This is a genomic window from Limihaloglobus sulfuriphilus (genome assembly GCF_001999965.1).
GTDB classification, from domain to species: domain Bacteria; phylum Planctomycetota; class Phycisphaerae; order Sedimentisphaerales; family Sedimentisphaeraceae; genus Limihaloglobus; species Limihaloglobus sulfuriphilus.
The window spans coordinates 3,621,063-3,645,627 of sequence record NZ_CP019646.1 but is presented as its reverse complement, the minus strand read 5'-3'; the positions used below and the strand labels follow the sequence as shown (position 1 = coordinate 3,645,627).

The 24,565-nt window shown below is 48.5% G+C and carries 21 protein-coding genes and 1 tRNA gene; 8 read left to right on the top strand and 14 right to left on the bottom strand.

Annotation, left to right across the window (positions count from 1 at the left end):
• Window positions 1-82 precede the first annotated feature (82 nt).
• From SMSP2_RS13950 to SMSP2_RS13935, 4 genes are all read left to right on the top strand, one after another.
• On the top strand, window positions 83-1,210 hold the full coding sequence (locus SMSP2_RS13950; RefSeq protein ID WP_146683483.1) for an IS110 family RNA-guided transposase: 1,128 nt from the start codon (window positions 83-85) through the stop codon (window positions 1,208-1,210).
• A 355-nt stretch (window positions 1,211-1,565) separates the two neighbouring features.
• Complete coding sequence (locus SMSP2_RS13945; RefSeq protein WP_222566366.1) at window positions 1,566-1,712, top strand: hypothetical protein; 147 nt, start codon at window positions 1,566-1,568, stop codon at window positions 1,710-1,712.
• A 903-nt stretch (window positions 1,713-2,615) separates the two neighbouring features.
• Window positions 2,616-3,401 carry a hypothetical protein gene (locus SMSP2_RS13940; RefSeq protein WP_146684637.1) on the top strand — a complete coding sequence of 262 codons (786 nt, stop codon included), beginning with the start codon at window positions 2,616-2,618 and terminating at the stop codon, window positions 3,399-3,401.
• Window positions 3,398-4,363 (top strand): DUF362 domain-containing protein, encoded by a 966-nt coding sequence (locus tag SMSP2_RS13935; RefSeq protein ID WP_146684636.1) that lies wholly within the window; start codon window positions 3,398-3,400, stop codon window positions 4,361-4,363. The genes SMSP2_RS13940 and SMSP2_RS13935 overlap by 4 nt, the downstream gene beginning before the upstream one ends.
• A 98-nt stretch (window positions 4,364-4,461) precedes the next feature.
• Here SMSP2_RS13935 and SMSP2_RS13930 read toward each other — a convergent pair whose 3' ends face one another.
• From SMSP2_RS13930 to SMSP2_RS13895, 9 genes are all read right to left on the bottom strand, one after another.
• Window positions 4,462-5,139, bottom strand: coding sequence for an OmpA/MotB family protein (locus SMSP2_RS13930; protein ID WP_146684635.1), 678 nt, complete (start codon window positions 5,137-5,139; stop codon window positions 4,462-4,464).
• 81 nt (window positions 5,140-5,220) lie between these two features.
• Complete coding sequence (locus SMSP2_RS15200) at window positions 5,221-6,363, bottom strand: prepilin peptidase (protein ID WP_146684634.1); 1,143 nt, start codon at window positions 6,361-6,363, stop codon at window positions 5,221-5,223.
• 51 nt (window positions 6,364-6,414) lie between these two features.
• The gene (locus SMSP2_RS13920) at window positions 6,415-7,419 is read right to left on the bottom strand and encodes a 3-oxoacyl-ACP synthase III family protein (protein ID WP_146684633.1); all 1,005 of its coding nucleotides are present in this window, start codon (window positions 7,417-7,419) and stop codon (window positions 6,415-6,417) included.
• A 177-nt stretch (window positions 7,420-7,596) separates the two neighbouring features.
• Window positions 7,597-8,388 carry a hypothetical protein gene (locus SMSP2_RS13915; protein WP_146684632.1) on the bottom strand — a complete coding sequence of 264 codons (792 nt, stop codon included), beginning with the start codon at window positions 8,386-8,388 and terminating at the stop codon, window positions 7,597-7,599.
• A 532-nt stretch (window positions 8,389-8,920) separates the two neighbouring features.
• A tRNA-Arg gene (locus tag SMSP2_RS13910) sits at window positions 8,921-8,994 on the bottom strand.
• Window positions 8,995-9,102: 108 nt separating this feature from the next.
• Entirely contained in the window at window positions 9,103-9,261 is a 159-nt protein-coding gene (locus tag SMSP2_RS14940; protein ID WP_186804753.1) for a hypothetical protein, read from the bottom strand.
• 101 nt (window positions 9,262-9,362) lie between these two features.
• On the bottom strand, window positions 9,363-9,941 hold the full coding sequence (locus SMSP2_RS13905; protein ID WP_146684631.1) for a PEP-CTERM sorting domain-containing protein: 579 nt from the start codon (window positions 9,939-9,941) through the stop codon (window positions 9,363-9,365).
• Window positions 9,942-10,441: 500 nt separating this feature from the next.
• Window positions 10,442-11,080 carry a PEP-CTERM sorting domain-containing protein gene (locus SMSP2_RS13900; protein WP_146684016.1) on the bottom strand — a complete coding sequence of 213 codons (639 nt, stop codon included), beginning with the start codon at window positions 11,078-11,080 and terminating at the stop codon, window positions 10,442-10,444.
• Window positions 11,081-12,469: 1,389 nt separating this feature from the next.
• Window positions 12,470-12,724, bottom strand: a complete 255-nt coding sequence (locus SMSP2_RS13895; protein ID WP_146684630.1) for a hypothetical protein — start codon at window positions 12,722-12,724, stop codon at window positions 12,470-12,472.
• Between the two features lie 1,782 nt (window positions 12,725-14,506).
• On the opposite strand from SMSP2_RS13895, the gene ligA reads away from it, so the two are divergent.
• Together ligA and ribD are read left to right on the top strand one after the other, a co-directional pair.
• Window positions 14,507-16,576, top strand: a complete 2,070-nt coding sequence (gene ligA / locus SMSP2_RS13890) for an NAD-dependent DNA ligase LigA (RefSeq protein ID WP_146684629.1) — start codon at window positions 14,507-14,509, stop codon at window positions 16,574-16,576.
• Complete coding sequence (gene ribD / locus SMSP2_RS13885) at window positions 16,576-17,715, top strand: bifunctional diaminohydroxyphosphoribosylaminopyrimidine deaminase/5-amino-6-(5-phosphoribosylamino)uracil reductase RibD (protein ID WP_146684628.1); 1,140 nt, start codon at window positions 16,576-16,578, stop codon at window positions 17,713-17,715. The genes ligA and ribD overlap by 1 nt, the downstream gene beginning before the upstream one ends.
• A 13-nt stretch (window positions 17,716-17,728) precedes the next feature.
• Here the strand turns inward: ribD and SMSP2_RS13880 are convergent, their stop codons facing one another.
• The 5 genes from SMSP2_RS13880 to SMSP2_RS13860 form a co-directional block, all read right to left on the bottom strand.
• Window positions 17,729-18,157 (bottom strand): RbsD/FucU family protein, encoded by a 429-nt coding sequence (locus tag SMSP2_RS13880; protein WP_146684627.1) that lies wholly within the window; start codon window positions 18,155-18,157, stop codon window positions 17,729-17,731.
• A gap of 122 nt (window positions 18,158-18,279) precedes the next feature.
• The gene (locus tag SMSP2_RS13875; protein WP_146684626.1) at window positions 18,280-19,722 is read right to left on the bottom strand and encodes a sulfatase family protein; all 1,443 of its coding nucleotides are present in this window, start codon (window positions 19,720-19,722) and stop codon (window positions 18,280-18,282) included.
• 14 nt (window positions 19,723-19,736) lie between these two features.
• Entirely contained in the window at window positions 19,737-20,564 is an 828-nt protein-coding gene (locus SMSP2_RS13870; RefSeq protein ID WP_146684625.1) for a hypothetical protein, read from the bottom strand.
• A gap of 11 nt (window positions 20,565-20,575) precedes the next feature.
• Window positions 20,576-21,958 (bottom strand): sulfatase, encoded by a 1,383-nt coding sequence (locus tag SMSP2_RS13865; protein ID WP_146684624.1) that lies wholly within the window; start codon window positions 21,956-21,958, stop codon window positions 20,576-20,578.
• A gap of 29 nt (window positions 21,959-21,987) precedes the next feature.
• Complete coding sequence (locus SMSP2_RS13860) at window positions 21,988-22,902, bottom strand: dockerin type I domain-containing protein (RefSeq protein ID WP_146684623.1); 915 nt, start codon at window positions 22,900-22,902, stop codon at window positions 21,988-21,990.
• Window positions 22,903-22,912: 10 nt separating this feature from the next.
• Here SMSP2_RS13860 and SMSP2_RS13855 point away from each other — a divergent pair, with 10 nt between their 5' ends.
• On the top strand, window positions 22,913-23,104 hold the full coding sequence (locus SMSP2_RS13855) for a hypothetical protein (protein ID WP_146684622.1): 192 nt from the start codon (window positions 22,913-22,915) through the stop codon (window positions 23,102-23,104).
• A gap of 11 nt (window positions 23,105-23,115) precedes the next feature.
• The gene (locus SMSP2_RS13850; protein ID WP_146684621.1) at window positions 23,116-24,555 is read left to right on the top strand and encodes a sulfatase-like hydrolase/transferase; all 1,440 of its coding nucleotides are present in this window, start codon (window positions 23,116-23,118) and stop codon (window positions 24,553-24,555) included.
• The last annotated feature ends 10 nt before the right edge of the window (window positions 24,556-24,565 follow it).

The window sequence follows — 24,565 nt, the reverse complement described above, 5'->3', positions numbered from 1 at the left end:
AAGGTGTACGTAGCACCTGCCAATCGCGGGTTATTACACTGTGGCAACAGAGCCGCATACAATACGAAAGGTACCGGTCGTTATGAACAATATTATAACATATGTAGGAATGGATACACACAAAAAACAACATAAAGCTGCCATAAAATACCCTGATCGGGATAATGTTGTTGAATTTACAATCAAAAATACGCCCTCTGATATTAAACGGGCAGTAAAAAAGATAGCCCGTCAGGCACCTGGGCCGGTTGAATTCTGCTATGAAGCCGGCGTTTGCGGCTTTTCTCTCAAGCGCAGGATTGAGGCTCTGGGCTTTAAATGTGCGGTAATCGCCCCATCTCTGGTACCGGTAAAACCCGGAGTTCGTATAAAAACAGACCGCAGGGACGCAAAGAAGCTTCAGGAGTACTACAGTGCGGGCCTGTTGACCGAGGTTCACGCTCCCAATGAGAAACAGGAGGCAGATAGAGAGCTGGTGCGTCTTCGTGAGACAGCCCGAAAGGATGTCCAGAGAGCACAACATCACATACTCAAGTTTCTCAATCGTCATAGCTATATTTACCATCAGGGCAATCACTGGACAGATAAGCATATAACCTGGCTGCGTGGTATAAACTTCGAAGAGCCCGCCCTGAATGAAGTCTTTGAGGCATATTTCGCCCAGTACATAAACTGTTGTGAAAGGCTCGACAGGTGTGATCGGCGTGTTGAGGCGCTGGCAGAAACGGATGACTACCGCGAAATGGTAGGTATTTTGAGTTGTTTTCACGGCATCAAGACCATCACGGCAATATCCATTCTGGTGGAAATTTTTGATTTTGCCCGTTTTGAATCAGCCCCGGCTTTTATGTCATACCTCGGTTTAACCCCTAAAGAGGACTCCAGTGGAGAATCAGAAAAAAAAGGCCCGATAACCAAGGCCGGCAATAAGCGGGTAAGGCGGCTGCTCAATGAAACTGCCCACCACTACCGGCATCGATATGTTCCATCTAAGGCCCTTAAAAAACGTAGAGAGAGCCGGCCGCAATGGGGAATAGAAATAGCTGACAGGGCCGGGCAGCGTTTGAGTTACCGGCACAGGTACCTTCGGGCCAGGGGCAAGATTCTGGTAAAGGCCAACATCGCAGTTGCCAGAGAGCTGGCCGGGTTCATATGGTTCACAGCAACCCAGTATTACGCAAGAAAACAGGCTCAGCCGCAGAAAGTTTAGTTCATATACTTTTTATCACCCTGGGAAAAAAACATTTAAAATTTAATACAGAAAAACATGACAAATGGTGGCGTGGGTACGAAAAAAACCACTTGCGATTGTCCTATATGACAGATATGCCTTATCGGTAAGTCTGACTCATGCCCGTAGAAAGCAAGGTTTGCGACGGAGTATTTCAATGTCGGCTCTGGCCAAAAGCTAATCCACGTATATCAGACTGAATCAACGTCGAAGAATCCCACGCTATCATGCGTCATTAAAATAAGATATGTAAAATTTAAAAAAAAGTAAATATAATCTCATTAAAACTATTGACAAAGGTCGTTCCATATCAGCTGACAGGGCCGGGCAGCGTTTGAGTTACCGGCACAGGTACCTTCGGGCCAGGGGCAAGATTCTGGTAAAGGCCAACATCGCAGTTGCCAGAGAGCTGGCCGGGTTCATATGGTTCACAGCAACCCAGTATTACGCAAGAAAACAGGCTCAGCCGCAGAAAGTTTAGTTCATATACTTTTTATCACCCTGGGAAAAAAACATTTAAAATTTAATACAGAAAAACATGACAAATGGTGGCGTGGGTACGAAAAAACCACTTGCGATTGTCCTATATGACAGATATGCCTTATCGGTAAGTCTGACTCATGCCCGTAGAAAGCAAGGTTTGCGACGGAGTATTTCAATGTCGGCTCTGGCCAAAAGCTAATCCACGTATATCAGACTGAATCAACGTCGAAGAATCCCACGCTATCATGCGTCATTAAAATAAGATATGTAAAATTTAAAAAAAAGTAAATATAATCTCATTAAAACTATTGACAAAGGTCGTTCCATATCAGGGCAAGCGTCCCCGCTTGCCATTTCAATGTCAACCGAGGACGGTTGACCTACTTAGTATGAGTACACGCTTTAGCGTGCAAAACACCCCGTCTTTCGGGCAGCCCTCTAAAGAAGGGGGAATTGGACTTGTGTCGGGCTGGAAGGGCGACCTACGAAGATTTAAAAGTTAAGATTTAGGCAATATCACAGAACGCAATCAGAGCCGTTCTTCACTTGTTTATCAATAATATCAGATTGCCAAACAAGTGAAGAATTATAGAGCGGTTGGTTCAGACAAATGCAGCCATGTAGAGCAAATTCACGAATTTGCTCAGTTTAAAAAGTTAATAACTAAAAGTAATCAAATAGACATGATTTACAGGATTTGAATTTACCATGAAGAGCATGAAGGACATGAAGAATACATATAATAAAAACTTCAATTTCTTCAATAACTTCATGGTTAATAAAAAATTAATCTTGTTCATCTTGTAAATCCTGTCTATAAATCGCCAATGTCGCTGCGGATTAACATATTCTGAGAAAATTCGTGAATTTTCTCTACAATTTAATAAAACTAAAACATAGAATGCTAAAACACATAACATATCCAATACTGGTTATCTCTCTGAGCCTGCTCTTTGGCTGCGCTGCCGGGCGGCCTCTGCCAGTTGAGCATGAGCGGGACGGTGAGCCGGTAACGCTGGAGGAGCTGGCAGACCCCTCTGCCGCGGAACTGGAGCCCCGGGCGGAAGCGGTATTGCTGGAGTTTACCTTTCGCGGCAGAGACACCGAGCTGCTGTGGGCTGTGCAAAAGGTGCTTAAGCCGTTAGAAACAAGCGAGATACAGACAGAGCTCTTTAAACACAACTGCTTATCCGCAGGCAGAGGAGATTCCGGGCAGTTAGAAAAGTTGCTGGCGGTACTTGATTCTGCCGGGGCAAGGCTCAGCAAACGCACCAACATCCTGCTTTTTGATGAAGATGGCCTCGCCGCACCAATAAAGACTTGCAGCACAGAAGAATACATAAATTATACCGACCAGAACGGCGAACGCGTGCAGCTTCGTCTGCAAAACGCCGTGCTTGAGTGGTATATATCTGTCACTGCCGCGGAGGCCCAATCCCTGAAATATTCAATAATCCCCAGAATCAGAAAACCCCAATCGCTGATCGAAAAGCGATATAAAATTGCCGAGAACACACGCTTTGACTGGGCGGGGATTGAGGGCCTGGCACAATCCGGCGGTTTCGTGGTATTATCCCCCTGCCACTGGCCGGTTGCCTACGATGATTTGGCTGAACACATTTTCTCCGCCGGTGACTCCCAAAGCCTGCGTATATTCTGTTTTGTTTTTACAAAGGTATCACAATGACCGGCGGCTCCAGTGGATATTCGGACAAAGTCTGCATTCGCCGCTGCGCCGGCTACAGCCGCGAGCTGGTACGTGAGAGGCTGATTTCACTTATTGACGGACTTGGCGGCATAGACAACTTTGTCCGCCGGGGCGATAGGGTGCTGATAAAGCCCAACCTGATACTTCCCCAGGGGCCCCAGACTCCCGCCCAGACACACCCCGCGGTCATCGTAGAGACTGCCAGGCTGCTATTAGACGCCGGCGCCAGACCCTTTGTGGGTGATTCCTCCGCCTGGTCGTCCGCACCGCGATGCGTTGAGGCTCTGGGCATATTAGACGAGCTCAAGGACATGGGCGTGGAGACGGTAAGCCTGGGTAAACCGGTCAAGATACGGCTTGAAGGCTGCGACGCCCGCCCGTATGTCAGCCGGTATGCCCTGGAAGCGGACAGAATATTCAACCTCGCCAAGCTAAAGGCACATCAGCAGATGGTATTCAGCTGTGCGGTGAAGAACATGTACGGCGTTATGACGGACAAGCGCAAATCTCTCTGGCATTACCGCAAGGGACACAGCCTGAGCGAATTTTCCGGCTTTGTGATCGCCCTGCATATGAGCGTGCGGCCGACGCTGAACATAGTTGACGCGGTGATATCGATGCACGGCCAGGGCCCGATACGCGGCAGCGGCATCGATACCGGCTTTCTGGCTGCCGGCGAAAACGCGTTTACGTGCGACCTGGCCTGTTCGGGACTGGTGGGGTATAAGCCCGATGAGATACCAATACTCAAAGAAGCTCAAACAATGGGGCTTCTGCCCGAATACGGCGAATGTGAAACAGATTCAGACCTGCCGCGGGATTACAGCTGCCCGGACTTTACCAAAGCAGAGCAGACGCCCCTTCGGTTTACCCTGCCGCGGATAATAAAAAGCGTGATGCGCCAGGCACTGATAATGCTGCACCTGAAAAAAGGCGGCTGATGATGGCCTCCTGCCCGGAAGTGAAGTCGTAAAAAAAAGCCCTACTCGCTTAGGAATAGGGCTTTATGTTTATTTCAGTGCGGCGGTATCCGCGGCGTTTACTTCATATTGACGACGATCTCAACGCGTCTGTTTTCGGCCTTGCCCGAAGCTGTCGCGTTGCTGGCAACCGGACGTGCCGGCCCGCAGGCAACCGCGCGGATTTTGGCCTGGTCAATACCGTTATTTTTGAGGTAACGCAGTACCGAAAGCGCCCTTTCGGCTGAGAGCTGCCAGTTGTCCGCCCAGCTGGATTTGCTGATCGGGTCAGAGTCGGTATGCCCGACAATGTCGATATCCTTGCCCTGGTACTTGCCCTGCAGCACGCTGATGATGTGGTTCAGGTCGGCGTTTCTTGCGCTCTTGAGCGAAGCCTTGCCCGGTGCAAACAGTATGGCGTTAGGCAGCGTTACAGTGAGCGTTCCCTTTTCAGCGTCATACGCCACGTCGTACTGGTCGCCAAAACCCGAAGCCTCGCCGGTGCTTTTGTTCTGAGCAAGCTGATCCTCAAGCTCGGCGATGGTGGATTCATAACTCTGGATGCGGCCGGCAAGCGAGCCGGTTTCAGCCTTGGCAGAATCGAGAGAGCCAACGCATACCTGGTATCTGCTCTTGAGGTTTTCGTGTTCAACTTCGAGCCCCTCGTACCTTTTTTTCCAGTTTGTACAGCCTGTAAACATGGTGATTACAAAAACGCCGAGCAGCATAACGATTACTGATTTCCCTGTGTTACGCATTTTGAGCCTCCACAAATAATATAAAAGATTTCGTTTTGTTATTTAAATAGCTATAAACAATGAGCTTATAGTTAATACATGTCAATAAAAGTACAGATTAAGTATCTGTTGTATCTGATCATTGAATATGATAACCAAAATAACTGAAAAAGACAAGAACGGACCGTAAGGAATTTGATTAGTTTTTTTAAATACAAGATACAATACAGAACATAAGATGCCGGAAAAAGGTGAAATGAGAAATGCCAGCACCGCCCCGCCGCCGCCAATGACCGCGCCCGCGGCACCGAGCAGATGAACATCACCAAGGCCCATCGCCTCTTTGCCGAATGCCAGCGTGCCTCCGATTCGAGCCGCCCATACAACCGCACAGCCCACGAGATACCCCCACAGAGCCCCCATAATGCAGGAAATCGAGGGGATTTCGCCGAGCCTGTCCCAGAAGGCGGCAGCTGATGAGAGATTTTTATAAAGAACCAGCGATAAAACACCCAGGACTATAACCGGCAGCAGAAATGCAACCTCCAACATGGCTTCTTTGCGGTGATTGTACTCTTCGAGCTCATTTCCCTGGTCATCGAGCGGGTAACTGCGTTTTATTATGCCCTTTTTCAAAAGATAAAACGACAAAAACAGCCCAAGCAGCGAGCCGGTTGTGACAGCCGCCGCCGCGGGAGAAGCCGCCGGCAGGAGTTTGTAGCTGACTATCTGTTCATAGGGGATAACGGCCGGTGCTACGCCGGCGATGATGATAGCGGAGATAAACACAAAATAACACAAACTCAGCGGGATTATGTAAAGTTCAAGGTCAATCGCTGAGGCCGCCAGAAATGTTGAGATGAGTATTATGTGCAGCAGAAAAATGATCCAGCCGCCCTCGGTGAAGCCGCTTAAAGCCCCGCCGGTGTCGGCAAAACCCATCTCGCGGATTCCATACACGAAATACAGGTAGAATAATCCGGCGAAGATTATGCCGGTAAAGAGTTCCACGATGAAGTACCGCGGCGATATCGCATATCCGCAGTTGCGGCATCTGCCGCGAAGCATCAGCCAGGAAACGAGCGGGATGTTGAGATACGCCGGTATGCGGTAATTACAGCCCGGACACGATGAGGGCGGTTTGATAAGCGAGAGCCCCCGCGGGCTGCGGTATATCACGACGTTGAGAAAACTGCCGACACAGCAGCCAATCGCGAATACATATATCATCGCAAGAATCAACATTGCCGCCCCCCAACCCGTAGAGACGCATATTCGTCAATCGCCGCGTAGGATCTACAATTCAACGACAACCGCCCCCCATGAATATCCCACGCCGAAGCCTACAAGCAGGACGCGGTCGCCTCGCTGGACAACGCCCTGATCCATAGCGTCTTTGAGGGCGATCGGGATAGTCGCCGATACGGTGTTGCCAACATCGGCAACGTCAATATGGAATTTGCTCTCATCGGCACCGATTTCGCGGCAGATGTAGTTGAGCATGTGCTTGTTGGCCTGATGGCAGATGACATAATCAACGTCTTCAATCGTCATCTGGTTTTTCCTGAGCACCTCACGAACAGCAACCGGTACGGTGTTGATCGCGAACGTAAACAGCTTTGGCCCGTTCATATACAGGTGGTTTTTCGTCCTCCAGTTGCCCGGTGAATACTCGAACGGCTTCGCCTGGGGATCGGTCGGGTTTCGAAAACCGCCGTTATCAACGATGAGATTCTGCGCGCCGGAGCCGTCTGTGCCGAGAACGAACTCGTGAAAGTGATCGCTCGGTGCTTTTTCGATGATTGTCGCGGCGGCGGCATCTCCGAAGAGCGTGCGGTTGCCGCGGTCGCCCTGATAAAGGTGCTTGCTGTAAGTCTCTGATGTTACCAGCAATACGTTCTGGGCGATGCCGGTCTCGACGAATGATTTTGCCATGGCGAGCCCATAGACATAGCCGGAACAGCCGAGATTGTAGTCCAGGGCGCCGATGTCAGTCCGCAGTCCGAGACGATCCTGGAGGATACAGGCGCTTGTCGGGAGGAAATAATCGGGGCTTTGGGTACATAGCAGCAGGAAATCTATCTTGCCGCGGTCGAAACCCTCTTCGTCGAAGAGCTTTTGACATGCCTTTTCGCCCATGTCCAGCGAGGTTTCACCCTCAGCGGCAATGTGGCGGTTGCGTATGCCCAGCCGTCGCTCCACTTTGTCTCTGTCGAAGCCGGGAAGCTCACGCTCAAGCTCATCGTTGCCTAAGGTCTTCGTCGGCAGGTAATATACTATACTGCGTATTCGTGCGCCCATTTATAAGATTCGCTAAAAAAAGTAAATAAATTCCAATAAAGGGCGTTATTATAGTGAATTCGGCAAGATTATCAAACAGAGTTTTGCCGCGGGGAAAAATATTGTTATATCAGCAGTAATTTAAACCGGCGGCAGGACTAAGCCCCGAAACCGCAGATAAAGGGCCAACCCAGCACCTCACCCAGCCAGATGACGACGGGCAATCAGACCGCCAATAAAAAACACAACAAACGTCGCCGGCTCTGGAACCGGCGTAAGCCGTATGGCGTTGACAAAAACGTAGGAATCTTCAGTGAAAGAACTTATCAGCAATTCACCATCTTCATTTGGTGACACGGAATCCCAGACTAGCCAATCGTCGTTCTGCAAAGCAGTTTGATAATTCCATGCAGAAAGAGATTCTTTATCAGTTATGGTATTAAAGCGGTTTCTGTCAGCAGTGTCACTGTCATCAACTGTGTGTTCAAATACAGTCCCAATTGATGTTGTCCTAAACGTGCCTCCAACTCTTATATCGGCTATAAAAGAATGATCGCGGGCGGCAGCTATTTCAACGGAATATTCCTGGTCAAAATCTAAACCCTGAAACCTCATAATTACCGGTCCAAACGAACCACCGCCGCCAGGTTGTCCAGCAATACATTTGCTTACGGCTAGCGTGGATATCCATGGTGAAGACTCATCAATAGTCCAACTCGAATCTAAAACACTCGTCCAATATGACCTTTCGTATGCCCCGTTAGGGTTTCCTGAGCCGTTGGGTTCAACAAGCTGACCTGTATAGAATGATATTCCTGTTGGCGATCCATCTTTGTGATCTTTCATTGAATATGTCGCCATATCATTATTTGTTATAGTGTTCCAATTGCTCTCAATCAAAGATGCATCGCCACTAAAACTAACACGAATCTCATCCCATGCAAATGAAACGGTCGCGGCGGCGAGAAGAATTAGAATTCCAGTTCTCATAAGAATCTCCCTGTAAATCTCTTGTTGTCATTTCCCTAAAATAAAAAACTGAGCACAAAGTTAATTTATACTCGAAAGCCTATTTCCCGTAAGGCTTTATAACTTTTTTACAAAATTCCGTACAGAAATTCAACAAAAAAAAACAAAAAAACAGCAATATTTTTAAAAATTTCCGTAAAAACAGCAGGTTTTTTATCGTTTTTTATCCTGATTTTAATTCACTGGACAGGATTTACAAGATTTACAGGATTTTGGGGTTCATCCCAAAATTGCACAAAAGATCATGCGGCACAGCGACATCAACTTAACTATGTCACGTGATACCCACGTATTGAATGGCCAGGAATTTGAAGCTGTTTCGAAATTCCCAGATTTTCCACAAGAAAATATCGGTGCCTCAACAGGAACTGATGGTAATGAAATAAAGGACTTACCGGAAAACTTACCGTTTTCAGGCGGAAAACAACGAACTACTGCGAACTGGGGCGAACAGTCAAACCGCGTTAACGGCATTGTAAACGCGGTTTTTGAACGTTCCCGGCAGGATTCGAACCTGCAACCTTCGGCTCCGGAGGCCGACGCTCTATCCAATTGAGCCACGGGAACAATCGCAATTTATTGCTAAACTGACATTATGCCTCTATCGCGGCCGCTGTCCAGCATTTTTAGTAAAACTTCGTGTAAAAAAAAGCCCCCGTGTGCGTCGGGGGCTTTCTATTTGAAGAAGAAGACAATCTTATCGATTTTTGTTACCGATTGGTATTTTGCTCGTTTACGTTTTTCTTCTCTTTTAAGGTCTTCTTCCAGGCTGATAATCTCTAAATCTGCAATCTCAATTCTTCTGCTCTCCGCCTTCCACTCTCTACTTTCCACTCTCTACTCTCCACTCTCTAAAACAGAGGCCGGGGATTTTCGGCTCCCCGGCGGGCCGTGGTTTTATCTTAAAAGGCTCTCGCGGCCTTTTGTTATTCTGGTTATGCCTTGCGGCGGCGGCTAAGGATCAGTCCGCCGATTCCAAACAGTGCAAGCATTGAGGGTTCCGGAACTACTTCGAAGCTGCCAAGGTAGGCACTGCCGTTGTCGGTGTAGCCGTAAACATTCACGATGCCTGCTCCAGAGAGGCCAAGGCCTTCAAACACGGTGCGGGCCGCTAAAGGACGGAACCAGCTGCCGCTGTCGCTCAGAGAGATATATGATGAACTCGCTGCGTTTACTTCTACGCCTGACGCCGGCATAAAGCCTTCAAGGACAAATTCAAGTCCGCCTGAGGCTTCATAGCCTTCGGCCGATACTGCTACCGGCATCTCTGAACCTTCAACCTCGAGGCCAAGTGCCCAGTACAGGCAGTTATTCGTAAGAACGCCGGAGATAACCGCACTCTCGTCAACCTGATAGAGCTCGCCCATCTCAGGGTCTTTAAGCTCAATCATTGTATCGTCCGCGAACAGGTCGATATTGCCTGCCGAGGAGAGGGCTGCCGTTTTTACAGGGATTGCTGATACTGCGGATACTGCGATTAATACTGCTGCTAATGTGATAAGTGTCTTCTTCATGGTAATCTTCCTTTTGTTTCTGATTGTTTCTTCTTCTTTTTGTTTTTGACTCAGACGCGGAATCTTTTGCACATACACCGCGGGTGAGTCTTCTTTTGCTTTACTGTTCTGTACCCACCGCCCGCACAGGCGGCAAGGCCCTTTTACTGATGAAAGCCCGAGCAACACACTCTTTTGGGCTTACATCTGACGCTCCCATATCTTTCCGGCAACGCAATGCCTCTAACGGGAACGTGAATCCTTTCTTTTAAGCCTTATGCAGGGTAAACAGCCGCACTTGCTTAACGGATATGCCGCACAACGTTCTTATTTTGCCGTTGGGAACATCATACCTGCATTCCGTTATAAAGTTTCTAAAGAGCTTTCTTCTACTTGACCGGCCTTTCATCAGCCGGATAACATTTTTTAAAGTTGTATTAAAGAACTGTTTAAGTCGTGTCAGGATTATGCGGGGCAGGTATTTACTGACCCGCCCCGCGGATCATTTTTTTACAGTACTCTTAGCGTCTGCGGCGTATCATCAGACCGCCAAGGGCAAGCATTGCAAGCGTTACAGGCTCGGGAACCACAAAGCTCTGGCTGAAGCCGCTTATGTGGGCAAGGCCGTCGGTGCCGCCGCCGACAAATACATTCTTGGTTATCTCTACATGCATCTGGCCGGGGCTGTAGTCGGCTGTGTCTCTGTTCTGTACGCCAGAGGGACGGCTGTAAACCAGCTTGTTGGCGATTATATTGTCCATATCATCTATTGAATTTTCTGTGATAAGGGCTCTGCCTGTGCCGGTTACGCCATAAGCGTCCAGTCTCAGGGTATTGCCGACTATGGGGGCTGATAATGATGTAACATCAAAGTTTATCAGCGTATCCACGGTCTCACCCTGGTCTGCCGTCCAGCCGCCGCTGAAGTAGAGGCGTACTTTGTCGCCGTCAACTTCACCTTTGATCGCTACGCCGGAAGCATCTACTTCCGAGCCGCCGCCGGTTGCGCTGGAGAGGACGGTAAAGCTGCCGAACTCAAGGCCGCCAAGGGTAAAGGTGCTGCTCTCCCAGTCGCTGACATTGCCGAAATCGACAACCGCTGCCGGGGATGCTGCGATAAATACCGCTGCAAGGGCTAAGGTAAAAACTGTCTTCTTCATGATACTTTCCTCACTTTACTTAAATACGTTCTTCTTCATGTAAGACCCGCAAGACTATCCTGCAGGATACAACTTAAAATCTTATTAGTTATTCCGTCTTCCAAAACCTCGGACAGACTTTTATCGGGGCGAGCCAAACCGGCAGGCCCCGGTAATGTCTGTTTAAAAAAGTTGAAGAAAAACGGTTTACGGACGTTTTCTTATAATCAGGAATTAGGAATGCAGAATTAAGAATTTTGGAGTTCGCTTCGCTCACGGCTGTCCTAATTCGTAATTCGTAATTCTCTAAGTACTTCATTATTAACTTGTAAATATTATATCTTTAACCTCTCTTCTGTATTCCAGGCATTAGGCATTAGGCAATAGGCATCAGGCAATAGTTTTGCCGGGCACCGCCTGATTCTTAATTCCTAATTCTTAATTCCTAATTCGTAATTAGAATCAGGAGGTCCGGGGGCTTCGCGTTGGCCCGTGCTAATGCCCCCGAGGCCTGTATCCTGAAATCGAAGAAAGAAGTCGTTCGTTTTCAGAGTGAACGGGTAATAATCGTGCCGCAGAGCAGCCGTTAACCATTCACTGTTTCTTATTAACTTGTAAATTATATCTTTAACCTCTCTTCTGTATTTCAGGCATTAGGCAATAGGCATCAGGCAATAGTTTTGCCGGGCACCGCCTGATTCGTCATTCCTAATTCCTAATTCCTAATTCCTAATTCCTAATTCCTAATTCTTAATTAGAATCAGGAGGTCCGGGGGCTTCGCGTTGGCCCGTGCTAATCCCCCGAGGCCTGTATCCTGAAATCGAAGAAAGAAGTCGTTCGTTTCTAATAAGCTGTCATCTTGCGCGGAGTCTTCGGGGCATCTCTCAGAGATGCTTAGACTTCGCCGCGGACGGGTCTCTTTTACGCGGCGGATAAGCAGCCGCGGACAACCCGGCGGGCAGGTTTCAATATCCCAGCGTGCAGCACGGATCGCGGCATCAAATATGCGGCGTTAAACTTCCGCTCTGCAACGCAGGAAAACTCTGCGCCGAACAGCTTTTAATTATTCAATTGTGAGCCCTGACAACACAGGGCCGATTGAGCTTTACTCGTATCTTGTTCTGCTTCGTTAATAATTCTCCGTAATTAACAATTTCTCGACCAATATTTTAAATTTACACTTCTTTGCCGTTACACGCTCTGCGATAAAGCCGGCTCTGCCGCGGACGGCGGTCTCTCCACCGTCCGCAGAAGCCATATCTTTATCATTAACTCTCTGCCAATATCTAACATAACCAGAATCTGTAAATGAAAGCGTAAAGGGGCTCCGCGGCAGGTGGCCGCCCGCGCAGAGGCCCCATGCTTTCATTTTTCTGGTCTGAGAAATTGGAGAAAGAAGCTGTACTTTGTTACAGGCAATAGGCATTAGGCAATAGGCAATAGTAGAGACGCCCCGAAGAACATCGGAACATGCGTCTCTCTACGCATACAACATCGGCGCCGCCGTGTATGCTTCCGCACACACTCTCTGTGCAGGTATCCGAGGCGGCCATGTCTATATGTCCGCACTGATACGCTCCACCGCCGCACCTTCGCCGCGTGTAATCAGCTCCCGCTCCGAACAGGTATATACATATACCGCATTTCAGATACAGGATACGCATCCCCAGACTAACCACGGCCTTGTATTTAGCCTCTTCTAAGGCCGCTCATCCGGTAATACGCATTACATATTCAATTGTCAGCAGCTCATCAGGGACCGGTAAGGCTCTCCAACCTTATGATCCCGGCTAAGCCTGGGTATTTTGTTCTAACTTCTTCGTTCCAATCATACCTTTCGTAAATTTAACTTCATTTCTCGTTTTTTCTTCAAACCATATATATAACTTATCCTCTCTCCATACCTTCAACTGGTAACGACTCATCGACCTGGCCATATTAAAGGGAAAAACGGCAGGCTCATTATATACGAGCCTGCCGGCTCTTTTCCTTTGGTATCGGGCCGGGCTGCCAATGCCGCTAAACATCAGCGCACCATGCCCCAGGTCTGAAGATTGGAGAAAGAAGTCGTTCTGAATTAAGTGAAAAACTATTAACTATTAACTAATAGTTGATGAATCCGCCTGCGGCGGATAGTTGTTTAAATCGCGGCGTCAGCCGCCTCCACAACTATTAGTTTTTCACTATTAGTTATTAGTTTAAAATGACCCGTGTGCCCGGCTCAATAACCTCCCCGGGCACACGGACCTGTACCACACTCCGTCCGGCTGTTAAGCCGGAAATCATGTTATCCACGCACTTCACGCCGCCTTTGCACTTCTGAACAGATAATTTTATATGCGCGCTTATCTTGCGCTGCTGGGTCTGTTCATTTAAAGAAAGTCCGGAGGTCTTGAATTTGGGCCCTCAAGACCCCGCTGGACTTTCCTTGTGAAAGGAGAAAGAAGTTGTGTTAGTGGTCGTATTAACTAATAACTGTTAAATAAAACTAACAGTTACTCACTTCAGCCTTGCGGCTGAAATATCTTGCTACCTGCGTCTATGAGCTTCTTCGGGACTCAAAAACGCTGCTTTTTCTTCGACTTCTTCTTATTCTTCGATATTTACTTGTAAAATGTATCACAAATCAACTCTGCTTTGTCCTTTGTAGTTTAAAGAAAGTCAGGAGGTCTTGAATTTGGGCCCTCAAGACCTCACTGGACTTTCCTTGTGAAAGGAGAAAGAAGTTGTGTTAGTGGTCTTATTAAACTAATAACTATTAACTAAAAACTAATAGTTATGGTCTATCTTATTAACTTTTTAATATATTATCGTATCCAATTCTCTTCTTCCTAATTCCTAATTCTTAATTCCTAATTCTTAATAAGGTTCAGGAGACACCTGAAGACCCGCGGCCCAGAGCCGGCTCTGTCTGATGAGTTCGGGAAAACCTCAAACAGTTGAGGTCTTCGGTGTACTCTTCTGAAAAATTAGGGAAAAGGGAGAAAGAGATTGTTGATGGTCTTTTATAAACTAATGACTAAGAACGAATAACTAATAGTTGAAAAACCCGCTTCACGGATGTTTAACTTATAACGGTGAAATTCAAAACTCCAGGCGCAAATCTTTCGCGGCTGTTTAAAGGGAGTTTTTTGGGGCTCACTTCTTTCTTAGTCACATCTTCTTCTTTTTCTTCTGACTCAATATTCAGTATTTAAAAGAGCAATTATTACTTTTATTGAGTGTTGAAAAATGGTGCTTGTTAGGCTTGCATTCTTCTTCACTTCTATCTTCATGTTAAAATCTACCACATACGCAACACCAAGTCAACAAGAAAAAATAAAAATTTCAAAAAACTTAAAGTTTTAATTTAAAGATAACACTTGTAAATGAGATTGAGGGCCTTAAAATAATGCTGTTAAACATTATAAAGTACTATATCATAACTGGTTATTGTTAATTAAAAAATGAAAAAAGCCGCAGAAAGAATATCACAGCTCCGAGAGCTTATCCGCAGGCATGACTACTGTTATTATGTGCTGAATAAGCCTGAAATCGCTGATTACGACTATGACATGCTTTTTAAAGAGCTTGAGCAGCTTGAACATGAAAACCCGGAGCTGGTAACCCCTGACTCCCCCACCCAACGTATATCCGCTGCACTGACGAAAGGCTTCGAGCAGCTGCGTCATAAAACACCAATGCTCAGCATTGATAATACATATAATGAGGGCGAGATACGCGATTTTGACGCTTCCGTCCGCAAGTCGCTCAACATTGACAAATGCAGTTATGTCGTGGAGCCCAAAATTGACGGACTGGCTATAAGTATCAATTATACTAATGGTTTATACACAAGCGCCATAACACGCGGCGACGGGGAAACCGGCGATAATGTCACCGCGAACGTGAAAACCATCCGTTCCGTGCCGCTTTCACTGACAGGGGCAAATATCCCTGAAACACTGGAGGTACGCGGCGAGATATACATGCCCAAGGCGGCGTTTGTCTCGCTCAACGAGCTGCGAGAAGAAGCCGGCCAACCGCCCTTTGCCAACCCCCGCAACGCGGCTGCCGGATCACTGAAACTGCTTGACCCGCGTATTACAGCCGGACGCAACCTGGCCTTTTTCTGCTATTGGGCGGACATATCAGAGGCAAATGATATCACGTCGCACTATGAAACGCTTGAAGAGATAAAAAAACTCGGCTTTCCGGTTAACAGAACAATAAAACTGGCAAACGGTATTGATGAAGCGATTGACCAGTGCCGACAATGGGATAAAAAGCGGTTTGGCCTTGACTACCAGATCGACGGCATGGTTATAAAGGTTGACAGCCTGCGATACCAGAAGATGCTCGGCTTTACCGGCAGAGCGCCGCGGTGGTGCGTCGCGTTCAAATTCCCCGCCGAGCGGGCAGAGACAAAAGTTGTCAGTGTAGATGTACAGGTCGGCAAGACCGGCACGCTGACACCGGTGGCAAACCTTGAGCCGGTGCCGCTGGCCGGCACGACAGTAAAACGGGCAAGTCTGCATAATTTTGATGAGCTGGCAAGGCTTGATGTGCGGATCGGCGACAGGGTGCTGGTTGAAAAAGCCGGTGAAATAATCCCCCAGGTAGTTAAAGTACTGACCGAACACCGCCGCGAAGAGTCGGGTACTGTCGAGGTACCGAAAAAATGCCCCGTCTGCGGCGGTGATGTAAAGAAAGATGAAAACGGCGTTTACATCAGATGCACAAACCCGCACTGCCCTGCAAAGCTGCGTGAAAGGCTCATTTATTTTGTCGGGCGGGGGCAGATGAATATTGATAACCTGGGCCCGTCGGTAATAGACCAGCTCATTGAAAAAGGGCTTGTCTGCGATTTTGCCGATCTTTACAGTCTGCAAGCCGGGCAGTTGGCGGCACTTGAGCGGCTCGGAGAAAAAAGCGCTGCCAACATTACCGCCGCCATAAACGAAAGCAAAGACCGCCCTCTGTGGCGGCTGATAGCCGCTCTGGGCATCAGGCATGTCGGCGGCCAGTCAGCTGAGATACTGGCTTCTCACTTTGGTTCACTGGATAAACTTATTGATGCGGAGTTAGAAGAAATCGAGGATATTGATCAGATAGGCCCGGTTATGGCACAAAGCATATATGATTTCTTTCACAATGAAAAAAACCTGGCACTTATCCAGCGGCTCAAGTCAGCCGGGGTAAACACAGTTGCACAGGAAAGCAGTAAATCCAGGGCTCTGGCCGGTTTAACAATTGTCGTTACCGGCAGTCTGAACCATTTTACCCGTGAGAGCGTTAAGGAATTCATACGCAAAAACGGCGGCAAACCTTCTTCATCAGTCAGCGCGAAAACTGACATTCTTGTAGCAGGCGAAAACGCCGGCAGTAAGCTGACCAAAGCAGAAAAACTCGGAATAAAGATCATCTCCGAAGAAGATCTGATAGCGATACCGAACGAACCGGAGGATAATCCGCCGCCGCGGCAGGCAGACAAAACCAAAACAACACCAATCGGCAAGAGAGGGCTTTTTGACTGATGGCAAAGTCTAACAAAAAATATATGGAGCTGGCACTTGAGCTGGCACGCAGAGGCTATGGCGATGTAGAGCCAAACCCAATGGTAGGCTGCGTTATCGTTAAAGACGACAGGATAATCGGCCGCGGCTGGCACAAAAATTACGGCGGCCCTCACGCTGAAATTAACGCACTCGAGGACTGTCTAAAAAACGGCCATGACCCGGCAGGCTCCACCATTTGCGTAACCCTTGAGCCGTGCTGTCATACCGGGAAAACCGGCCCCTGCACTGACGCTATTATCAACGCGAAAGCCGCCAAGGTTATAGCCGCGATGGAAGACCCCTCCGACAAGGTCGCCGGCAAAGGCCTTGCCGCCCTCTCGCAGGCCGGAATCAGGGTATCAGTAGGCACATGCCGGAAACAGGCGATGCTTCTAAACCCGGCGTTCATAAAATACAGCAAAACCGGCCTGCCCTGGGTTATACTCAAATGGGCGCAGACTCTCGACGGCAAACTCGCCGCGGCGGAGATAAATGATGAAAACCGCTGGATTTCCGGTGACGCTGCCCGTAAAGACGTGCACAAGCTCCGCCGAAGCTGCCAGGCGGTACTAACCGGAACGGGCACACTCCTTGCGGATGACCCGCTGCTAACCCCGCGGCCGGACAAAGGAAAAAAACCGCTGCGTGTGGTACTTGACAGAGAGCTCAAAATCCCGATAGAGAGCAATATGGTTAAAACCGCCGGCGAATTTCCAGTTCTGGTCATAACTTCAGTCAAAGCGGAGAAAAACAGCGAAAAGACCCCTGTTTTGCGAGAAAAGGGAATTGAAGTGATGGGCATTGAGCCGGCAGATGGTAAAATCAGGCTCCAGACGGTACTCAAAGAGCTGGGAAGCCGCAAGATACAGCGTTTGCTTGTTGAGGCCGGTCCAAGGCTTCTGACTGCGTTTATGCAGGACAACCTCGCTGATGAGGCCGTGATATACAGCGCACCGAAACTGCTCGGAGCCGCGGGAACCGCTGACATCAACCGCGAAATCACAAGCGCCGGCATAAAACCAACGCTATATCATACAGAAACAGCCCTTCTCGGCTATGACACCAGAATTAGAGCTATGTTTCGCCACGTCTCACAGATCGCCCAGGCCGAATTTTAGTCAGGCCCGTATCCTAAGCAACAACGCCCTTTTTGAGGATTATATTCGCGTATAAGGCCTTCTCGCCGGTAGCAACTACGGCATAGGCTTCTTTTGCCCTGTCATAGAAATCAAAACGGTCAATATGCTCAAAACCGTCAAATTTCTCGCCGGAGGTCTTTATTATGCTTGCGTATTCATCCCAGATAGGAGTTTCAACGGTGTCGCCGGCTACAACCTGCATCAAGGCGGCGGGTTTTTCCACATAGATATCCAGCGGCATCAGCTTGAGAACTGCCTCGAGAACGCCGACCGCGCCGTGCCCGTCCAAACGGACAAGCCTTTGAGCAAGTGATGCGGCGGGGAAATTGCCGTCGGCGATAACAATCTCATCACCATGGCCCATTTCCATAAGAATTTTCAGCAGCTCTGGGCTTAATATTGACGGTATATTCTTCAGCATTGTTATATCTCTCGTTTTCTAAAAGACTAAAATAACAGGCAAACTGCCTTTTTCTATATCCACAATCTAAAAATATACCCGCATTAGCCAAAATCTCAAGCCGGATTTATGAAAAAACTTTTCTAAATTTCTTTCCACTTATCGCCGCCCTCTTTAGCAAAGCGAGGAGCGATCTGAAGCGACCTCTCCCAGCGGCGGAGCATGTCTTTATGCTCGGCAATTATATTCTTAAACGCCGGGTCGGCTGCGAGATTTTTGGTTTCACCAGGATCTGTTTTCATATCGAACAGCAGCTCGTTATCATCGTTGTAATACTTGATGAATTTGTACCGTTTGGAACGAACCATCCTGCCGGTCTGATTTAAATTTCTGCTTGTGCTTCCGATTTCAGTAACAATAAAATCGCCGAGCGGCCTTTGCAGATGATTCTCTTTGCCAAGAAGCAGATTTTTCAGGCTTACACCCACCATGCGTTCAGGCGGCTCAACGCCGACAAAATCACATATCGTAGGCGTGATATCCACACCCGAGACAAGATTATCCCTGTCAACAGAAGATTTGATTCTGCCGGGATAGTTAAATATCAAAGGAACCCTCGCCGAGGCATCATAGAGAAAATCTTTTCTGACCATCTGATGCTCGCCCATGCCCTCGCCGTGGTCGGAAGTGAAAATAATAATGGTATCATCTCTGTACCCTGACTGGTCAAGTGCCTCAAGGACCCTTTGTATCTGGGCGTCAACCATCTCTACGTGGCGGTAATACGCCCATCTGTAATATCGCCAGTCAAGCTCCTGCCAGCTGCCTTCCGCCGGCTGCTGGCTTTCGCGAAGCCGGACATGCGGGCCTGCCTCATTGGGATTGTGGGCAAAATTGGCGGGCAGGGGCGGAAGCTCTCCGGCGATTTCCGGATATGGAAGCGAGTCTTTTTTGTGCATATTCAGGCTCAGCCAGACACATATATCATGCGGCTGAATCAAAGAGCAGACCATCAGGAACGGTTTTTCATCATTTCTGTTCATCAAATACTGTGAACAGGCCTGAGAAACCGTATCATCAGAATTTTCGCCCCAATGTGAGCTTCCGGAGGCGAGCACTTCAAAACCGGGTATATTATACGTATGGCACTGGGGAACATGCCATTTTCCGGCATAAACCGTATCATAACCGCCTTTTTCCCTTAGCCACTGGCCGATGTTGGGCATGCCCGGCTCTACATTGCCGGCGCGGGCACTGTTGAACCACATACCAGTCTCGCTGGGCATTCTGCCCGTCCAGAGTGAACTGCGGGCCGGTATGCAGACAGGGTTTGTGGTATAGGAATTCGCAAAACTCGTGCCCGATTGATAAAGCCTGTCAAGGCCCGGCGTTTTGAGATATTTACAGCCTGCGCTTCTGATGGTATCTACATGCTGCTGGTCAGTCATTATAACCAGAATGTTGGGCCTTCCTGATGACCCGCTGCCGGCATAATTCAATCTGGAGCAGCCCGCGACAATCGATGCCGCGGCACCGGCTGTTATTCCTGTTTTAATTAAATCACGACGATTTATTTTATTCTTCATTTTAAATCTGCCTGTTATTCTTCACGCATTTTCTGTATTTGAGCTTCTACCGCCGGGGGCAAAGCCTCCGCCGCCATCGAATCAAAGACATAAACCAGGGAGCTTGATATCATGGCTATGAATCTGCCCTGAGTGTCTGTCCAGTATTCCACCGGCAAAATTCCAGCTCCCCTGCGGGAGCAGCATTTCAGACGTAAATTGCCAGAACCTGTTTGAAGCTCGCGGCATTCTTTAAGACGCAAATACTGACCTGAACGTATTAGACCCGAGTCCTCAAAGACACTGAATGCCTTTTCCGGCAGTTCATCCTCTGCCAAACCTCTTGCAGCGTGCATCAGTGACCAGTAGCTGCTCAAAGGCCCTTTAACCTTGTTTGAAACAGAGATTTTTCCCGCCCGGCATTTGCATCTTCCCCAGCGATATCGGGCCTCTACATCATGAGATAAGGCTTCTATCAATTTGCCTTCCGGAGTGCGAAACTCAATAGAAGCAGAGTAATCTTTGAGTGAGCAAACGGGGTCATTATTGCAGACCAGAACGGCTTTGGTTCTATGCAGAGTCGGTTCAGAGCCGGGATTTTCGTTAATCAGAAAACTCTCTACCTTAAGGTTTACCTCTTTCGAATCGCTCAGGGCCGAGATAAACACCTTGCCGACCGGAGACGTCGGAAGTGTCGTCATACCCTTGCTGATGAAAATCTGGTATTGCCCCGACCATTTGTCTGCCGACATTGGCCCGGGCAAACACTCAAAGCCCTTTTTTATATATCCAAGCTCTTCGAGTGCCGGCAGGGTCAGCGGCTCTCCTATGCGTCTTCTTACATTACTCTTATTAGAAGCCATCTGTATCTATCCTATTTTGGGATGTAAAGACTTAATTTTTCTTTTACGCTGTCATACTTCTTGTCCGCGGCGAGATTGTGCCACTCGTTTGGATCTTTGGAGTGATCATACAGCTCTTCATCGCCGTTCTCATATAGTATATACCTCCAGCGGCTGTCACGGATTGTAACCTGGTTAGCCCTTCTTTGCGTAACCGCGGGGTAATTCCATTCAGAATCGGGATCCTTGAGGATTGTGGTTATATCCCTGCCCTCAAGATGAGAAGGCATGTCAAGCCCGCACAGGCTGAGAAGTGTCGGGTAGAGGTCAAGAAAGCTCACTGTCCTCTCACATACAGAACCTGCTTCTGTCATGCCGGGCACCCGTATCATCAGCGGAGCACGGCAGGATTCCTCCCACAGCGAATCCTTATGCCATTTATTTTTCTCGCCCAGATGCAAACCGTGGTCGCCGAGAATTACTACAATAGTATTATCTTTGTATGGGCTTTCATCAAGTGCCTTAAGCACTCTGCCCACCTGTGCATCAGCAAACGTGACCGAGGCCAGGTACGCCTGAACAGCCTCTCGTTTTTTAGCGGCACCGGCTGCATCTACATGCTTTGTGTATCCCAGGTTAGCCACGCGCACACCCGCCGGCGGAACATCATCAAGATCATCTTTTTTGACAATCGGCATAGATATTTTGTCGATATGGTGCATGTCGAAATATTTTTTCGGAGCATACCACGGCGCGTGCGGCCGGTAAATTCCGCAGGCCAGGAAAAACGGCTTGTCATGTTCAGCCTTGAGCTTATCAACAGCAAACTGCGCCATTTTGTAGTCGTCCATCTCAGAATCGTCCACATCAAGAGCGCCCCAGTCAAATATCCCAGGTATATCCGTGCCGTTCATTTTAGGCTCGCCGGCGTGGTACATTCTGTCTGATTTGGGAATAAACTCATGCCAGTACTCGGGGTACATGCCGTGAAAGATTTTACCCGCTCCACAGGAGAAGTAACCGTTATTCTTGAAAAACAGAGGCATATTGAGCGCATCAGGTATTATTTCATGATAATGGTCAGTGTTATTGTAAACGCCCGTGGTGGACGCTCTCATGCCGGAGAGAAATGCCGCCCTTGAAGGCCCGCACAGCGGAGATGTGCAATACGCACTGGTAAAGAGCATACTCTCGGCGGCGAATCTATCGAGGTTTGGCGTTTTGGCGTTTGGATGGCCGCCAAGACAGCCGACCCAGTCGTTGAGATCGTCTAAAATAATAAAAAGAACATTGGGTTTCTGTTGATTTTTCCCTGCGTATGATTTACGTTTAAAACCTGTCTTGCAGCCGGTGAGTACAAGGCCGCAGGCGGCGGTCAAACCTGCTGAAAGCAGAAATTTTCTTCTTGATAACATAATTTTACCTTATCTTAGTCTGTTTAGTATTACTGCTGCCATCCCTGCCAGAGGCTCACAAAATCGAGATAGCTGATATATCCATCGCTGTTTGAATCGCTCTGTAATATCTGTCCCTGGCACTGCGGGTTAGAAGCGTCACTGCACGAGAGCCATTCTGCGGCTATAACGTCAAGATCAAGCATATCTACACTGCCGTCGGCGTTGAAATCGCCCGGTATGTATGAAACATTTATCTTAAGCAGCGACCACGCGGGTGTCTGCGGCAGTGAGACCTGGAAACCCGAACCGGTCTCTGTTACCGCGAGCTCTGTTGTGGGGTTCTGCGGCCCAAGCCATTCTACGGATTCCAGATCCATACCTTTGAGCATCTGCCTGTCGAATTCAATCGAACAGCCGGTATTATCTACCGAATCAGTTGAGCTGTCGTAATCCCTGTTAAGAACATGCACTACTATTGGAGCCAAGATATCAGATGTATGTTTTCGGGGCAGAACCCATATTTTCGGGGCATTCAGCGGCGTAACGTTTATCCAGCCGTTATCAAGGCTCAAACCGTTGGGGTGCGAGACAATATCCACCTCTTCGCCAAGCTCATTAACCAGAACCTGATTTTCCTGGCTCCAGCTTGAAAGATCACTTGCCTGGACTATCTTATCATACTTAGATGCCGTCTCATTGACATCTATAGTCCTGCGGGGGTACCTCTCTCCCAGCGGTACAATGTCGAAGGCTATCTTCATATCATAGAGAGCCGCCCCAAAGCTGTCCAGCTCGTCCATAACGCTGTCGGTATTCCAGAGCAGGCCGACCTGGGAATATGCCCTGTAATCGTCAAACAGCTCCCTGTGATTTCTAACGAAATGGGTAAACGCGCCGTGATTGTCCCAGTGACTGTAAAGCCGCGGCCCATCCCCTGCCCATATATTCCACGGGCACTGCATAAACCGCCGCATGAACTGGAAGCAGACCGCCGGCAAAGATATGCCGATAAAGATTGCATTACCACTTACGGCGAAACCTGAATCAGTGAAGATTCAGCCGGACAACGCGGATTACGATTTTGATTACAAAGGCTCAATGCTGAGCATCACGGTTGACCCCGCCGACGTTGACATCCACAAGATTATAGAGATCAAGAAATAAAGGAGAATTAAATGTCAGAACATTTCAGCTCACTCAACAGACGAAACTTCCTTGTAAGCAGCGGCATTTGCCTTGCATCTCTATGCGCAGGCTGTGCCGGCATAGACAGGTTCAAAAACAGTAAAGAAAAGAAGAACATCATCTTCATTTTTACTGACGACCAGCGATGGGACGCTATCGGCTATGCAAACCCCGTCTTACACACCCCAAACCTCGACCGCTTCTCTGCTCAGGGCCTGCGTTTTAATAACGCTTTTATAACTCTGCCCGTATGTTCACCGGCAAGGGCAACCGCGGTAACCGGCCGCTATACAAAAGCCAACGGCGTAACAACATACCACAATCCAATGGATGAGCAGGAAGTCGGCTTTGCCCGGTACTTCAACGAAGCAGGCTACCTCACCGGCCATGTAGGCAAATGGCACATACCCGAAAAAGGGCCCAGAGCATTTGAATTTCAGATTGTCAGACAGCTTGGAAACGGCGCTCCGTACTGGAATCCATCAGTTCTTGAGGACGGCAAGCGGCGGCAGTACGAAGGCTACAGCACAGACTATTGCGCTGAACAGACAATCGATATAATCAAAACATCTCAGCAGCAGGAGAAACCGTTCTGTATCTGGCTCTGCACACAGGCGCCGCACGACCGCAGCGTAGATAAAGGCGGAAACTGGCTAAGCGATGAGACAAAAGCGATATATAACGAACAAAGGCTTTCTCAGCTGCCCGTACCGCCGAACATCAACGACGACCTGAGCGGAAAACCGCCCTACCTCAAAACTTTCCGCGCACGCAGAAACATAATGAACAAGGGCCCCATGACGGACGAGAGATACCGGGACCGCCAGGGATATTTCGGCCAGATTACCGAGATGGATAAATCGCTGGGCAAACTGTTTTCCGCTCTGGACGAGATGAACCTCAGAGAAAACACCTACGTTATATTTATGAGTGACAACGGACTGTTTCTCGGCGAACACGGCCTGATGAGCAAGGCGCTGCATTACGAAGAGTCTATCAGGGTACCCATGTTCGCGGTCGGGCCCGGAATCCCCAAAGGCTATGAAGACTCAATGGTTACCAATGCGGACATCGCCCCGACAATCCTTGATCTTGCAGGCATAAGCGTACCCGGGAATATGCACGGCGAAAGTCTCAAGAAGACTCTTCTCAGACAAAAGCCGCTTAACCGCGAATACGTCCTCTTTGAACTTCCCGACTACAATGAGATGCTTGAGACGAATCCGGCATACACAATCCGCTCAAAACGCTGGAAATATATCCAGACCTTTGAAAACGGCAAGGACAAACCATATACGTTTGAAGAGCTCTACGATCTGGAAAATGACCCGTATGAAATGTCAAACCTGATCAAGGGGTTCAAAGACAAAAAACTCTTGAACAAATTACGCGCAGAACTGGAAAAACAGCGTGCCAGATACAGCAAGTAGCAAACACCTA

What these genes read in the sequence shown, in the direction of transcription:
- SMSP2_RS13950 (WP_146683483.1), top strand. Translation starts at nt 83, where the DNA reads ATGAACAATATTATAACATATGTAGGAATGGATACACACAAAAAACAA.
- SMSP2_RS13940 (WP_146684637.1), top strand. Translation starts at nt 2,616, where the DNA reads ATGCTAAAACACATAACATATCCAATACTGGTTATCTCTCTGAGCCTG.
- SMSP2_RS13935 (WP_146684636.1), top strand. Translation starts at nt 3,398, where the DNA reads ATGACCGGCGGCTCCAGTGGATATTCGGACAAAGTCTGCATTCGCCGC.
- SMSP2_RS13930 (WP_146684635.1), bottom strand. Translation starts at nt 5,139, where the DNA reads ATGCGTAACACAGGGAAATCAGTAATCGTTATGCTGCTCGGCGTTTTT.
- SMSP2_RS15200 (WP_146684634.1), bottom strand. Translation starts at nt 6,363, where the DNA reads ATGTTGATTCTTGCGATGATATATGTATTCGCGATTGGCTGCTGTGTC.
- SMSP2_RS13920 (WP_146684633.1), bottom strand. Translation starts at nt 7,419, where the DNA reads ATGGGCGCACGAATACGCAGTATAGTATATTACCTGCCGACGAAGACC.
- SMSP2_RS13915 (WP_146684632.1), bottom strand. Translation starts at nt 8,388, where the DNA reads ATGAGAACTGGAATTCTAATTCTTCTCGCCGCCGCGACCGTTTCATTT.
- SMSP2_RS13905 (WP_146684631.1), bottom strand. Translation starts at nt 9,941, where the DNA reads ATGAAGAAGACACTTATCACATTAGCAGCAGTATTAATCGCAGTATCC.
- SMSP2_RS13900 (WP_146684016.1), bottom strand. Translation starts at nt 11,080, where the DNA reads ATGAAGAAGACAGTTTTTACCTTAGCCCTTGCAGCGGTATTTATCGCA.
- SMSP2_RS13895 (WP_146684630.1), bottom strand. Translation starts at nt 12,724, where the DNA reads ATGCGTATCCTGTATCTGAAATGCGGTATATGTATATACCTGTTCGGA.
- ligA (WP_146684629.1), top strand. Translation starts at nt 14,507, where the DNA reads ATGAAAAAAGCCGCAGAAAGAATATCACAGCTCCGAGAGCTTATCCGC.
- ribD (WP_146684628.1), top strand. Translation starts at nt 16,576, where the DNA reads ATGGCAAAGTCTAACAAAAAATATATGGAGCTGGCACTTGAGCTGGCA.
- SMSP2_RS13880 (WP_146684627.1), bottom strand. Translation starts at nt 18,157, where the DNA reads ATGCTGAAGAATATACCGTCAATATTAAGCCCAGAGCTGCTGAAAATT.
- SMSP2_RS13875 (WP_146684626.1), bottom strand. Translation starts at nt 19,722, where the DNA reads ATGAAGAATAAAATAAATCGTCGTGATTTAATTAAAACAGGAATAACA.
- SMSP2_RS13870 (WP_146684625.1), bottom strand. Translation starts at nt 20,564, where the DNA reads ATGGCTTCTAATAAGAGTAATGTAAGAAGACGCATAGGAGAGCCGCTG.
- SMSP2_RS13865 (WP_146684624.1), bottom strand. Translation starts at nt 21,958, where the DNA reads ATGTTATCAAGAAGAAAATTTCTGCTTTCAGCAGGTTTGACCGCCGCC.
- SMSP2_RS13860 (WP_146684623.1), bottom strand. Translation starts at nt 22,902, where the DNA reads ATGCAGTGCCCGTGGAATATATGGGCAGGGGATGGGCCGCGGCTTTAC.
- SMSP2_RS13855 (WP_146684622.1), top strand. Translation starts at nt 22,913, where the DNA reads ATGAACTGGAAGCAGACCGCCGGCAAAGATATGCCGATAAAGATTGCA.
- SMSP2_RS13850 (WP_146684621.1), top strand. Translation starts at nt 23,116, where the DNA reads ATGTCAGAACATTTCAGCTCACTCAACAGACGAAACTTCCTTGTAAGC.